Genomic DNA, 13150 nt, shown 5'->3' on the forward strand with positions numbered 1-13150 from the left:
GGGGGGGGGGGGGGGGGGGGCCCCCCCCCCGGGGCGGCGCCCCGGGGGCCCCGGCCCCCCCCCCCCCCCCCCCCGGGGGGGGGGGGCCCCCCCCGCCCCCCCCCCCCGCCCGGCGCCTTTCCCGGGGCCCTTCCTCTCGTGCCGCCTCCGGCGCCTCCCCGGCGCCGGAGAACGGCAGCGGGCCCCCGTTCAGCCGGCCCGGCCCGCCCCGCGCAGATCCTTGCTCCGCACGATGCGCAGACCGCAGCCGTCGTCGTACGGATCGCCGTCGCCGCCCACCAGAGCCAGCACCGGCTGCATCGGCAGCCAGGTCAGCCCCAGCAGCCAGCGCCGCACGCTCTGCCAGAACCGCGGCCGGCCCGCGTCCGCCTCCCGCACCACCCGGGCGAAGAACAGGAACTTGCCCACCGTGGTGCGGAACAGCACACTGCCCAGCACATGGTGCGCGAAGGACACCCCGACGACGCACACGACCACCGCGAACACCGAGACGCGGGAGCCGCTGGTGGTGATCATCCCCGCCGGAACGCCGAGGTCCGTCCCGTCCGGCAGCCGCAGCGCCAGCACGCTGCCGCCGAGCAGGGTGAGGAAGCCGTCGACGGTGGCGGCGCCCTGCCGGCGCAGGTCGCCCACCCCCTCCGGGACCGGACGGCCCGGCCCGCCGCCCGGGTGGGGGTGCGGGTACGGCGGTGCGGGGGAAGGCGCGTACGGGTGCGGGCGGGGCTGATGGGTCTGAGGCTCGTTCACAGACCGCCATCCTGCCCGGTCCCTGTGACGGTTCGTTCTCAGGTTGATGGCCGCCCGGCATCGAACCGCCGCTCGGCCGGCACCCCGCCGAAGGGATGGTCGATCACATAGCGCCAGCGGCCGTCCGGCCCGCGCCGGGCCACATCGGTGGCCGTGGCGGCGACCCGCACCGGCTCCCCGTCCGGCCCGGTGCCCTCGATCTCCCAGTCGACCACCAGCAGCGCCAGGCCGTCGTCGGTGACATGGACGTCACGCGGCCGGACGGAGATCGGCAGCCCCAGCCCCAGGAAGGCGGCGTTGGCCCGGCCGATCGCGGCCGGGGTACGGGCCGGCTCCCCGGCGGGCGGCACGAACACCGCGCCCGGCTCGTAGAGTTCTTGTACCGCGCGCGCGTCTCCGGTGTTGAAACGGGCGGCGAACTCGGCGGGCAGCTCCTCGGCGGCGAGGGGAAGACCTCCGGGACTGGACGGCATGGCGGGCTCCTTCCGTTGGGCGCTCGGTGCCGGCGCGGACCCCACGCTAGGAGGTGCCGTCGTGGCTCACCCAACGGTTCGTCACGGACTGCCGGACGACCCGCGGGCGGACGTGTCCGAACCCCGCCCGGACTGCCCGGTCGAGGTCGCCCTCGCCGCGCTGCGCGGCCGCTGGACCACCCTGGTCGTCCGGGAACTGCTGCGCGGCGGCCACAGCTACAGCGAACTGTCCGCCGCGCTCCCCCGGCTCTCCGACAAGGTGCTCACCGACCGGCTGGACCGGCTCACCGCCGCCGGGGTGGTGCACCGCACCCGCACCGCCGGCTGGCCGCCGACCGTGCGGTACGAGCTCACCCCGCACGGGCGGCTGCTGGGGCCGGTGCTCCAGGCCCTGTGGGACTGGGGGGCCCACCGGCCCCGGTGAACCCCGGCCCGGCAGGGGCCGGGGACAATGGGGGCGGACGACGGCGGAACGGGCGGCGGAGAGGCGGGCGGCGGCGCCATGGCGGAGCGCGACGAGCGGCGGCGCGGGCAGCAGGCCCGGCGGGACGAGCAGACCCGGCAGACCGCCGACCTGGTCGAGAGCGTGCTCGGCGCGGTACTGACCGCCCCCGAGGACCGGCTCGACGACGCCCTGGACACCGGTGCCTCGCTGCTCACCGCGGCCCCCGGCGGCCCGGAGGCGGTGAGCCGGGCACTGCTGCGGGCCGCCGAACGGACGGTACGGCGGTGCTGGGACCGCGGCTGGCAGCCGGCCGACCTGGTGCGGATCGTCCGGCGGGACCGCGGCGACACGGACCGGGCGCGGTTCCTGATCGACATGATCGCCGCCGAGGCCCGGCAGGCCCCCCGGCCCACCACGGGCGGCGGGGCCGGGGCGCCGGACGAGCGGTGGGCCGGGCAGCTCCGGGAACTGGACGCCCGGGTGTGGTGGGACGGCGACGGGCGGTACCTGGAGCAGCTGGCGGGCCGGGAGCGCGGCAGCCGCTTCGAGACCGCCGCCGGGCTGCTGGACGCGCTGCGGCTGATCGGCCGGCTGCCCGCGATCCCGCCCCTGGACCGGCCGGCCGGCCGCCCGGGGGGCGCCGCGGAGCCCCGGATGCCCGCGCGGATCCGGGCGCTGCTCGCCAAGGCCGAGTCCAGCACCTTTCCGGCGGAGGCCGAGGCGCTCACCGCCAAGGCGCAGGAGCTGATGGCCCGCTACAGCATCGACGAGGCGCTGCTGGGTGCCGGGGCACCGGACCCGCAGGCGCCCGGTGCCTGCCGGATCGGGGTCGACGCGCCCTACGAACCGGCCAAGGCGCTGCTGCTGGACGCGGTGGCCGAGGCCAACCGCTGCCAGGCGGTGTGGTCCGGCGAACTGGGTTTCTCCACGGTGATCGGCTTCCCGGCCGACCTGGAACTCGTCGAGCTGCTGTACACCTCGCTGCTGCTGCAGGCCACCACCGCGATGAACCGGGCCGCCGACCACCACCACGCCCGCGGCCGGTCCCGCCGCACCCGGGACTTCCGGGAGTCCTTCCTGATCGCCTACGCGGGCCGGATCCGCGACCGGCTCACCGAGGCCACCCGCACCGCGACCGATGCCGCCGCCCGTGCGGCGGGCACCGCCGGGGCGGACGGCACCGAGGTGCTGCCGGTGCTCGCGGCGCGGGAAGTGGCGGTGGGGGAGGAGGCCGAGCGGATGTTCCCGGACACCACCGCGCACCGCCTCAAGGGGCGCGACGCGGAGGGGTGGGCCCGTGGCACCGCGGCCGCGGACCGGGCTGAACTCGGCTGAACTCGGCTGAACTCAGCTGATCCGCCCGCGGCCCGCCCGCCGGACACGGCGGGGCCGACGGAACCGGCGGGTCTCCGGTCCGGCGCTGCCGGACCGGCAGTGCCCGCCCCCCGCCGCCGTCAGCCCGCGGGCCTCAGAGTCCGAACGCGGACGGGTCGTCGGCCAGCGCCCGCAGGTAGTCCCGCGGGTCCGGGACGAGCTTGCGCTCGGACAGGTCCAACATGCCCGCGACGCTGGATATCTCGGCGGAGAGCGTGCCGTCGGCCTTGTGGACGGTCTGCTCGATGGTGAACGTCTTGCCGGTGCCGAAGCGCAGCTCGCAGGTGACGTCGACCTCGTCGCCGGCCCGCAGCTCACGGCGGTACTTGACGGTGGTCTCCAGGTTGACCGGCCCCACGCCCTTGCCCAGCAGGCCCTCCTGGGTGATGCCGGCCTTGCGGAACAGCTCCCAGCGGGCGTGCTCGGCGTACTGCGTGTACACGCTCATGTTGAGGTGGCCCTGCGCGTCGGTCTCGTACCCGCGGACCGTGATCCGCACGGAGAACGGCTCTGTCACCGTGGTCCTTCCCGTTCGAGGACGTGGACGTCCCCCGCCATGCCGACGTGCCGGTATTCCGCGTCGGGGTGCAACTGCCGGGCGTAGTCGGTCACCTGCTCCGCGGTTCGCCCCGCGTCTTCCTTCAACGCGATGTAGTCCGGTTCGATTCCCCGGGTGTCGCCCACCCAGAAGACCCGGCAGCGGCCGGTGAGCCGGCTGATCGGCCCCACGTTCGCCTCCACCGAGGCGTCGTCGGGGATGGTGCCGAGCAGCCGGTCGGCGGCGGCCACCGAACCGGGCTTGCGGTAGGTGTCCGGCACGGTCAGCCCGTACAGCGGGAGGGAACTGGTGAGGGCGACCGACGCCGCGGCCACCGCGACCGGCATCTGCCGGGCGTACCCGCCGAGCCAGCCGCGCGGGCTGCGCCGGCTCCGCTCCACCGCGTCCACCAGGGCGAGGAAGACGATCGGCATGAGCACCGCGTTGTAGTGCCAGTCGGTGCCCCAGTAGTGCTCCTCGTGGGAGACGAACCGCCAGCCCAGGGTGGGCAGCACCGCCAGCAGCAGCGGCGAACGCAGCGCCAGCAGACCGGTGGTGGGCAGCAGCACCCAGGCCAGTGTGCGCAGCGCGGTGTCCAGCGGGATGGTGGCGGCGGCGTCGCCGCTGTCCATCTTCTCCCAGTAGGCGTAGTCGCCACCGCCGTTGAAACCCGGGATGATCACGCCCAGCGCCAGTGCCGAGGCGATCACCCCGAACGCGGCCAGGCCGATGGCGTACAGCAGCACCCTGGTGTCGGCCCGCCGCCGGCAGCGGATCAGGATGACGACCCCGATGACCGCCACCGTGGCGCCCAGGTCCTCCTTGACGAGGACCAGCGGGGCGGACCACAGCATCGCCGCGTACCAGCGCTCCCGGATCACCGCCTCCAGGGCGAAGGCGAGCAGCGGCATGGCGAAGGCGATCTCGTGGAAGTCGAAGTCGACGGCGCGCTGGACGCCCCACGACAGTCCGTACGCGACGCCCATCAGCAGGCCCCGGCCCCGCCCGAAGAGGTGCGCGGCGACCCGGGTCACCGGGATCACCGAGACCGCGAACAGCAGGGCCTGGGCGACCAGCAGCGTCACCGGTCCGGGGAAGACCCGGTAGAAGGGCGCGAGCAGCGCGGTGACCGGGCTGAAGTGGTCGCCGAGTATGTTGGCGCCCGGGCCCTTGAGGTCGGCGACCGGGGCCTGGAGATGCGCGTAGGAGCGTATGGCCTGTTCGAAGATGCCCAGGTCCCAGGACATGTTCTCCATACGGCGGTGCCGGGACACCGACACCGCGGTGTACAGCGCGAACAGCACCAGGGCCAGCCAGTACGGATCCAGCGCCGGTCTGCGCAGCGCGGCGGCCCGGGTTCCGGACGCGGGGACCGGGGAAGCGCCGCGGTCAGCAGTGGGGCCGGGTGGTGCCGTGGCGGCCGTGTCCATCCAGGGTCCTTATCGTGTGGGCGTCTGTGCGAAAAGATACGCGAAGGGGGGTCCGGGGTGCGGGGACGGTTTCCGGGGCAGGACGGGGTGCCGGGTGCGCGGCGCGCGGGCGCGGACCGGCGCACCGGCGCGAGCCGGGTGGCGGCCGCGGTGCTCGCCGCGGTGCTCGCGGCCGGCGGGTGCTCGGCCGGTCCGGCGGACGGGCGCGGGGAGCCGGGCCGGACGGGCGGCGGGCCGGCAGCGGGCGGCTCCGCGCTGACGGCGGTCGGTGACCTCACGGTGAAGGGCCGGGCGCCGCGCACCGGTTACGAGCGGGCGGAGTTCGGCAGCTCCTGGGTGGACACCGACCGCAACCGCTGCGGGACCCGGGACGACATCCTCAAGCGGGACCTCACCGACGTGTCCTTCCGGGACGGCGACTGCGTGGTGGTCACCGGCACGCTCACCGACGACCCGTACACCGGGCGCACGGTGCGGTTCGTGCGCGGGCGCAGCAAGGTGGACATCGACCACGTGGTGGCGCTCTCCGACGCCTGGCAGAAGGGCGCCCGGGGCTGGGACCGGAAGCGGCGGGTGGCGTTCGCCAACGACCCGCTCAACCTGATCGCGGTGGACGCGTCGGCGAACCGGCGCAAGGGCGACGGGGACACGGCGACCTGGCTGCCGCCGAACCGCGCCTACCGCTGCGCCTACGTCGCCCGGCAGGTGGCGGTGAAGCGGAAGTACGGGGTGTGGGTGACCCGCGCGGAGAAGGACGCGATGGTCCGGGTGCTCGACGGCTGCCCCGGCACGCCGCTGCCCGGCGGGGCCTGATCGGTCAGGCCCGCGCCGGGCGGCGGGGGCGGGCGGGGCGGCGGGGAGCCGGCCGCCCGGTGCGGTGGTCCGGACCGGTCCGGGTCCGGGTCCGGGGCGGGGGAGGGCAGGTGCGGGGACGGCAGGTGCCGGCGGCGGGCGCGGCGGCGGGACGGCGGGCGCGGGGGCTGGTGGCGGTCCGGGTGCCGGGGCGGTGACGTCCCCGGCGGGCGGGGCGGGGGCGGCGCGGAGCCGGTTCCGGCCGTGAAGCGGGCGGGGCCGGTGCCCTCGCCGCGGCGCCGGTGGTCCGGGCGGCGGTCACCGGGGGACTCGGCCACCCGGCGCGGCGGGACCTCCGGGTCCCGGCGGGCGCCTCGTGCGGGCGGTGCCGCCGGCCGGGTGCGCCGGGCGGGCTCGGCGAGGCCGGTGGGGCCGCGGTGTTCCCGTGAGGAAACCGGTGGGGAATCCGGCGGGGAGACCGGCGCCGGGGCCGGCCGGGGGGCCGCCGCGGCCGGGGTTCCGCCGGGCGGGCTTCGCCGCCGGGCCGCCGCCGCGGGGGCGGGGCGGTCGCGGCCCGCCGAGCGGCCGGCGCGGCGCGGGGCGCATCAGCCCGTCTTCTTCCAGTCGTTGCAGTCGTTGGTCTTGAAGTAGGCGTCGCCGGGGGCGATGGTCACCACGCCGGCGCCGTTGACGTTCTCGTTGGCGGCGATGGACTCCAGGCCGTGCAGGGCGTCCTTGTCCCGCTCCCAGTAGCAGCCCGCGTCCTCGGTGTTGCCGGCGGACTTGTAGGTGCCGGGGGCGATGTCGGTGCCGACCCGGAACATGCCGCCCTTGCCCGAGAACTCGGTCTTGGCCGAGCCGGTGGCGGTGGCCTTGGCGGGGACCGCCTCCCAGTCGTTGCAGCCGTTCGACTTGAAGATCTTGTCGGTGGCCTTGACCGTCACGTAGGAGGCGCCGGTGACGTTGTCGTTGGCGATGATCGACTCCATCTCGCCGCTGGAGTCCTTGGCCCGCTCCCAGTAGCAGCCGTCGAGGGCGTCGTTGCCGCTGGTGCGGTAGGTGCCGGGCTTGATGTCGGAGCCGACCTGGAAGGTGCCGTCCCCGGCGAACGCCGGCTCCTGCTCCTTCTTCTCCTCGCCGCTCCCGCCGGAGGACTTGCCCGGGTCCTGGTCGGCCGACGAGGAGCTCTTGGCCTTGGTGTCCTTGTCGTCGTCACCGCCGCCGCCGGCCGCCACGCCGCCGATCGCGGCAATCGCGATCACCGCGCCGACGCCGGTGAGGAGCTTGTGCCGGGCGAACCAGTTCTGCTGCTTGTGCGAACGCTGGGACTGAGACATCACGCGCACCTTTCGGCGGTGGGAGTTGCGAGGGTTCCGGGGATTCCCGGGGCGTCTTTCGACGTGGTCAATAAGAGCATGACCTGTGAACCGAGTCAACACGGTTCACAGGGTTGGACTGGTTCACGACGTGAAGGGGTCTCTGCGCGCTGCGCGGGTATGCTCGGCGACACAGCAGCGATGCACGGCAAGGCGACGGGCGGTCCGGCGGCGGCACCCGGACCGACGAGAGACGTGACGGGTGACGATGTGACAGGCGGCAACGACGTGATGGGCAACGACACCGGTTCGACCGCGCCCGGGACGCCCCCGGGACGGAACCCGGGCAGCGGCGGTACCGCACCCCGGCCCCCGGGCGGCACCGCCGACGGCGCCACCGAGGTGACCGCCGCCGGCATCGCCCGGCTCGCCGGGGTCGGCCGGGCCGCCGTCAGCAACTGGCGCCGCCGGCACGCCGACTTCCCGCGGCCCGTCGGCGGCACCGAGACCAGCCCGACCTTCGCCCTCGACGACGTCGAGCACTGGCTGCGCAGCCAGGGCAAGCTGGCCGAGGTGCCGCTGCGGGAGCGGGTCTGGCAGCTGCTCGCCGGGCACCCGGCCGGCGCCGCCGTCGCGCTGCGGCACGCCGGAGCCGTGCTGCTGCTCGTCCGGCACCGGCCCACCGCCTGGGACGAACTCCGGACCGCGGCCGACGCCCAGCTCGCCGAGTGGCTGCCCACCGCGCTCGCCCCGGTGCTGACCGCGCGGCTCGGCGAACGGCACCCGGTGCCCGTGCCCGACGCCGGCACCCTGCGGACCGACGCCGCCCTGGTGCGCGGCGCCGCCGAACTCGCCACCGAACTCGGCCCCCGCCAGGCGTACGAGTTCCTGCTCGGCCGCTACCTCGACGCCAACCCGCGCCAGTACACCCTCACCCCGCCCGGCCCGGCCGAGCTGATGGCCGACCTCGCCGGTGTCACCACGGCCACCGCCCGGCCCGCTCCCGCCCAGGGGGCCGGCCCGGACGGGTGCGCCGAACCCGGCGCCGGCTGCGGCGCGGACGACGGGCTCACCGTCCTCGACCCCGCCTCCGGCACCGGCGGACTGCTGTGCGCCGCCACCGCCGCCCGCCACCGCCACGCCCAGGAAGCCGACCCCGACCTGGCCGCGCTGGCCGCGCTGCGGCTGGCCCTGGACTCCGAGGCGCCGGTGCGGGTGGGCGCCGGCGACACCCTGCGCGCCGACGCCTTCCCGCGGCTCGCCGCCGACGCCGTGGTCTGCCACCCGCCGTTCAACGAGCGCAACTGGGGCCACGACGAACTCGCCTACGACCCGCGCTGGGAGTACGGCTTCCCGGCCCGCACCGAATCCGAACTGGCCTGGGTACAGCACGCCCTGGCCCGGCTCCGGGACGGCGGCACCGCCGTACTGCTGATGCCGCCCGCCGCCGCCTCCCGCCGTTCCGGCCGCCGGATCCGGGCCGACCTGCTGCGCCGGGGTGCGCTGCGGGCCGTGGTGGCACTGCCGGCCGGCGCCGCCCCGCCGTACGGCATCCCGCTCCACCTGTGGGTGCTGCGCCGCCCCGGCGCCGGCCAGCCCACCGCCCCCCACCTGCTCCTCGTCGACGCCGCCGAACTCCCCGGCCCCGGCGGCGCGGGCGGCGCCCCCGGCCGGGACAAGCTCGACTGGCGGACCGTGCACCACACCGTGCGCACCGCCTGGCAGGACTTCGACCGGGACGGCACGGTCACCGAGGAACCCGGCGTCCGCCGGGCGGTGCCGGTCATCGAACTCCTCGACGACGACGTCGACCTCGCCCCGGCCCGCCATCTGCCGCCGCCCGCCGCGGGCGGCGGCGCGGCCGAACTCGCCGCCGTCCGCGAACGACTGGCCGACACCCTGGTCCGCACCACCGAACTCACCCCCGGCACCCCCGGCCTGCCCGGCCCGGACGCCGCGGCGGCGCAGTCGCCCACCGGCGGCCGCTGGCCCATGACCACCGTCGGGGAACTCGCCCGGGCCGGCGCCCTGCGGCTGCGCAACGGCGGGGCCGCGCCGCCGGCCGGGCCCGGCTCCGGCGCGCTGCGCGTGCTCACCGAACACGACGTGCTCGCCGGCACCGCGCCCTCCGGCACCCTGCCGCCCGCCGCCCGCGGCGAACGGCCCGCCGCCGAGGAACCGGTGCTCACCGAGGCCGGCGACGTGGTCGTCCCGGTGCTCGGCGGCGGCGCCGTCGCCCGGGTCGTCGACGAGGCCACCGCCGGGGCGGTGCTCGCCCGCAACCTGTGCCTGCTGCGCCCCGATCCGGCGGCCCTGGACCCCTGGTTCGTGGCCGGATACCTGCGCGGCAGCGCCAACCAGCGGCAGGCCAGCAGCTACGCCTCCACGGCCACCCGGCTGGACGTGCGGCGGCTGCAACTGCCCCGGCTGCCGCTCGCCGAACAGCGCCGCTACGGCGACCGCTACCGCGCCCTCGCCGCGTTCGAGGAGGCCCTGCGGCTGGCCGGACGGCTCGGCGAACAGCTCGTCCAGGGCCTGTACGACGGCCTGGCGGACGGGAGCGTCCCGCCGCAGTGATCCGCCGGTGACCGCACCGTGATCGAGTCGACGTCCCGAACCGTACAACCGGGGCCCCGCCCCCGACGTCGGTGTATACGCTCAGGCCAACGTCGCACCCCAGGAGCATCGATGAACGGCCCAGGCCAAGGCCCCGGCTACCCGCCGCACCGCCCCGCCGCCACCCGGTCGGGGCCGGTGCTGTTCCGTGTGCTCTTCGTGGCCGTCACGGTGTGCTCGGTGGGCATCCTGTGCTGGGTCCCGCTGCTGCGGCTGGCCATCGTGCGGCGGCGCACCGCGGACTGGGCGCTCTTCTGGTCGGTGCTCGTCCTCACCCTGGCCGCCCTGTGGTTCCTCCGCGAGTCGAACGCGGACCACATATCGTCCGACATCGCCATGGCGGTGCTGCTGGCCATGGGGGCCGGGGCGATCGGGTACTACCTGAGGGCCGACATCCGCCACCACCGCGCGGTGGCGGCCGCCGCCGCGGGGTCCGCACCGTCCACCGTGCCGGGCCCCTACGGGCCGTTCGCCGGCCCCGGTGCCGCGCCGGTCCCGGCGCCCGGACCGGCCGCGCACGGCTACGGCTACCCGCCGCCGCACCCCTACCCGCACGTGCCGGGCCCGTCGCCCGCGCCGCACGCCCCGGCCGGGCCCGGGCACGGCCCGGCGCCCGCCGCGCCCGCCGGCTACCACCCGGCCCCGGACCCGTCCCCGGGCGGGCACCGGCCGCCCGCCCCGGTCCAGCCGCACCACACGCCGCAGCCGCACCACGCACCGCAGGTCTCGCAGCCGAGTCACGCACCCCAGACGCCGCAGCCGCACCACACGCCGCAGCCGTCGCAGCGCATCGGTCAGGTCCGTGCCGAACTCGACGAGCTCAGCGACCTCCTCCGCAGGGAGCAGAACCGTTGAACGGACGCCTCATCGCGGACCGCTACGAGCTGGCCACGCTGATCGGCCAGGGCGGCATGGGCCAGGTCTGGACCGCCTACGACCGACGGCTGGACCGCCGCGTCGCCGTCAAGCTGCTCCGGCCGGACCGGATGGCCCAGCCGGCCGGTGACGGCACCGAGGGCGCCGCCGAGGAGCTGCGCCGCCGCTTCGTCCGGGAGTGCCGGGTCACCGCCCAGGTCGACCACCGGGGCCTGGTCACCGTCCACGACGCGGGCAGCGACAGTGCGGACCTCTACCTGGTGATGAGCCTGGTCGAAGGCGCGGACCTCGCCGACCACCTCGCCGAACACGACCCGTACCCGTGGCGGTGGGCGGTCGGTGTCGCCGCCCAGCTGTGCGCGGTGCTCTCCGCGGTGCACGCGGTGCCCATCGTCCACCGCGACCTCAAGCCCCGGAACGTGATGGTCCGCCAGGACGGCACGATCACCGTGCTCGACCTCGGCGTGGCCGCCGTGCTGGACACCGACACCACCCGGCTCACCCACACCGGCTCGCCCATCGGCAGCCCCGCCTACATGGCGCCCGAGCAGGCGATGGGCGGCGCCGTCGGCCCGTACACCGACCTGTACGCGCTGGGGGTGCTGCTGCACGAGCTGCTCGTCGGCACCGTCCCGTTCGCCGGTTCGACCGCGCTCGGGGTGCTCCACCGCCATCTGTACGAGCCGCCGGTGCCGGTGCGCCAGGTCCGTCCCGAGGTGCCCGAGCCGCTGGAGGAGCTGGTGCTGCGGCTGCTCGCCAAGGACCCGCAGGCCCGGCCCGCCGACGCGCACGAGGTGTACCAGGCGCTGGCGCCCCTGCTGCCGGTGCCGGGGCAGGGCACCGGCCCCACCGGCCCCATGGACCCCACCCGGCCCTTCCTCCGCCCGCACGCCCCCTGGCCCGACCGGGTCGCGGCCCCCGCCCCGCCGTCCGCGCAGCCCGTGCCGCCGCCGGCCGCCCCGGCGGACATCGCCGGCGCCGTCGACGAGGTCAAGCGGCTGCTGGACCAGGGCCGGATCACCCAGGCGGTGGACATCCTCGGCGGCGTGCTGCCGGTCGCCGCCGCCCAGCACGGCGAGCACTCCGCCGTCGTACGGTCGCTGCGCAGGCAGTACGCGGCCACCCTGCTGGACGACGGGCAGTACCGCCGCGCCCTGCCCGAGCTGCGGCGGCTCGCCGACGAGCACGCCGGGGAGTCCGGGCCGGCCGCGTTCCGCCAGTCGCTGCGGTTCCGCTACGAGGCCGCCCAGTGCCTGGAACAGCTCGGGGAGGCCGCCGCGGCGCTCGTCGAATACCGCGCCCTGCTGCCGTACTTCGAGAGCCACGCGGCCACCGACCCGGCCGAGCCGCTGGAGATCCGCCGCCGCATCGGACATCTGCTGCTCGCCGTCGGGGACCGCCCGGCGGCCCGGGACACCCTGGCCCGGCTGCTCTACGACGCGGAGCTGGTGCACGGACCGCACCACCCGCTCCCGGCCGAGGTCCGCCGCACCCTGCACTGGCTCGGCCAGGTCCACTCCTGACCGGCCCGGGCCGCCGCCCCGGCGGCCCCGGCCCCGGACTCCCGGCCAGGGCGCGGCCCTGACCTGAGGCGGCCAGGACCCGCCCCGGCCCGAGGCGGCTGGGGCCTGGGCCACCGCCCGGCCGGGGCCCAGCCCCACCGCCCGGCCCGGGCGGGACGCATCGGCAGCCCCGGCCCGAGCGGGCCGGCGCCGGGCCGCGGCGCGTTCGCGCGCCCGCCGGTGGCCGCCGTCCGCCGTCCGCCGCGGCCCCGGCCCGGCCGCGCGCGCTACCCAACTCCTCACGAATCGTTGGTCCCAGCGGTAGCTACCGGGGCTGCGACTCCATACCATCGATCAACGCCAGATCAAAGCTCGTCGCCCGACCACCGCCCAAGCCGGGAGGCTCACTGATGATCCGCCGCCGCACAGCGCTCTCCGTCTCCGCCTGCGCACTGCTCCTCGCGACCCCACTCCTCACCGCCTGCGGCAGCGACGCGCACCCCGGGGCGGCCGCGGTGGTGGACGGCGAGCGCATCACCGTCGCGCAGTTGCAGGGACACGTGCGGGTCGTCCGGGACGCCCAGCGCGAATCCCCCCAGGCCCGCCAGCTGGTCGCCGCGTCCGGCCGGCTCAACCAGGACGTGCTGGCCCGGCTGATCAAGTACCAGGTGATCGAGCGCGCGGCCCGGGACAGCGGGGTCGGGGTCACCCGGCGCGAGGTGCAGCAGGCCCGGCGGTCGATCGAGACGCGGGAGGGCGGGGCGGACGTGGTCCGCGCGCTCTACCTCCAGCAGGGGGTCGCGCCCGAGCAGATCGACCAGGAGGTCCGGATGCTCGTCACCCGCGACAAGCTGGACCGCAAGCTCGGCGACGAGGGCGCCAACGCGCTCTTCGTGCGCACCTCGAAGGCGCTGGACATCGACGTCAACCCGCGGTACGGGTCCTGGGACGACGCCCAGGGCATGGCCGTGCAGGCCGGCGATCCGTGGCTGCGGCCCGCGGAGACCGACCGGCAGCCGGCGTAGCGGCCCCCCGGCGGGT

Annotated in this window: 12 protein-coding genes; 7 read left to right on the forward strand and 5 right to left on the reverse strand. The window is 76.5% G+C overall.

Annotated elements, in window-relative coordinates:
• Positions 1-189: 189 nt before the first annotated feature.
• Together ACH4B3_RS28755 and ACH4B3_RS28760 are read right to left on the reverse strand one after the other, a co-directional pair.
• Positions 190-747, reverse strand: a complete 558-nt coding sequence (locus tag ACH4B3_RS28755) for an RDD family protein (RefSeq protein ID WP_398467657.1) — start codon at positions 745-747, stop codon at positions 190-192.
• A gap of 38 nt (positions 748-785) precedes the next feature.
• Complete coding sequence (locus ACH4B3_RS28760) at positions 786-1220, reverse strand: YybH family protein (protein ID WP_398467659.1); 435 nt, start codon at positions 1218-1220, stop codon at positions 786-788.
• 61 nt (positions 1221-1281) lie between these two features.
• On the opposite strand from ACH4B3_RS28760, the gene ACH4B3_RS28765 reads away from it, so the two are divergent.
• Both ACH4B3_RS28765 and ACH4B3_RS28770 read left to right on the forward strand, forming a co-directional pair.
• Positions 1282-1644 (forward strand): winged helix-turn-helix transcriptional regulator, encoded by a 363-nt coding sequence (locus tag ACH4B3_RS28765; protein WP_398467661.1) that lies wholly within the window; start codon positions 1282-1284, stop codon positions 1642-1644.
• Between the two features lie 27 nt (positions 1645-1671).
• A complete protein-coding gene (locus ACH4B3_RS28770; RefSeq protein ID WP_398467663.1) occupies positions 1672-3000 on the forward strand; it encodes a DUF2786 domain-containing protein in 1329 nt (442 codons plus the stop codon).
• 133 nt (positions 3001-3133) lie between these two features.
• On the opposite strand, the gene ACH4B3_RS28775 is transcribed toward ACH4B3_RS28770, so the two are convergent.
• The gene (locus ACH4B3_RS28775; protein WP_398467665.1) at positions 3134-3556 is read right to left on the reverse strand and encodes an acyl-CoA thioesterase; all 423 of its coding nucleotides are present in this window, start codon (positions 3554-3556) and stop codon (positions 3134-3136) included.
• On the reverse strand, positions 3553-5007 hold the full coding sequence (locus tag ACH4B3_RS28780) for a DUF2079 domain-containing protein (protein WP_398467667.1): 1455 nt from the start codon (positions 5005-5007) through the stop codon (positions 3553-3555). Before ACH4B3_RS28780 ends, ACH4B3_RS28775 begins: the two co-directional genes overlap by 4 nt.
• A 150-nt stretch (positions 5008-5157) precedes the next feature.
• Here ACH4B3_RS28780 and ACH4B3_RS28785 point away from each other — a divergent pair, with 150 nt between their 5' ends.
• A complete protein-coding gene (locus tag ACH4B3_RS28785) occupies positions 5158-5820 on the forward strand; it encodes an HNH endonuclease family protein (RefSeq protein WP_398467804.1) in 663 nt (220 codons plus the stop codon).
• 584 nt (positions 5821-6404) lie between these two features.
• Here ACH4B3_RS28785 and ACH4B3_RS28790 read toward each other — a convergent pair.
• The gene (locus ACH4B3_RS28790) at positions 6405-7136 is read right to left on the reverse strand and encodes a hypothetical protein (protein ID WP_398467669.1); all 732 of its coding nucleotides are present in this window, start codon (positions 7134-7136) and stop codon (positions 6405-6407) included.
• A 381-nt stretch (positions 7137-7517) separates the two neighbouring features.
• On the opposite strand from ACH4B3_RS28790, the gene ACH4B3_RS28795 reads away from it, so the two are divergent.
• The 4 genes from ACH4B3_RS28795 to ACH4B3_RS28810 all read left to right on the forward strand — a co-directional run bounded on the left by ACH4B3_RS28795 (position 7518) and on the right by ACH4B3_RS28810 (position 13134).
• A complete protein-coding gene (locus tag ACH4B3_RS28795) occupies positions 7518-9692 on the forward strand; it encodes an N-6 DNA methylase (protein WP_398467806.1) in 2175 nt (724 codons plus the stop codon).
• 111 nt (positions 9693-9803) lie between these two features.
• Positions 9804-10586, forward strand: coding sequence for a hypothetical protein (locus ACH4B3_RS28800; protein WP_398467671.1), 783 nt, complete (start codon positions 9804-9806; stop codon positions 10584-10586).
• Complete coding sequence (locus ACH4B3_RS28805) at positions 10583-12130, forward strand: protein kinase (protein WP_398467673.1); 1548 nt, start codon at positions 10583-10585, stop codon at positions 12128-12130. Before ACH4B3_RS28800 ends, ACH4B3_RS28805 begins: the two co-directional genes overlap by 4 nt.
• Before the next feature lie 389 nt (positions 12131-12519).
• Positions 12520-13134 carry a SurA N-terminal domain-containing protein gene (locus tag ACH4B3_RS28810; protein WP_398467675.1) on the forward strand — a complete coding sequence of 205 codons (615 nt, stop codon included), beginning with the start codon at positions 12520-12522 and terminating at the stop codon, positions 13132-13134.
• Positions 13135-13150: the final 16 nt, after the last annotated feature.

It is taken from the genome of Streptomyces sp. NPDC018031 (assembly GCF_044327625.1).
Lineage (GTDB): Bacteria > Actinomycetota > Actinomycetes > Streptomycetales > Streptomycetaceae > Streptomyces.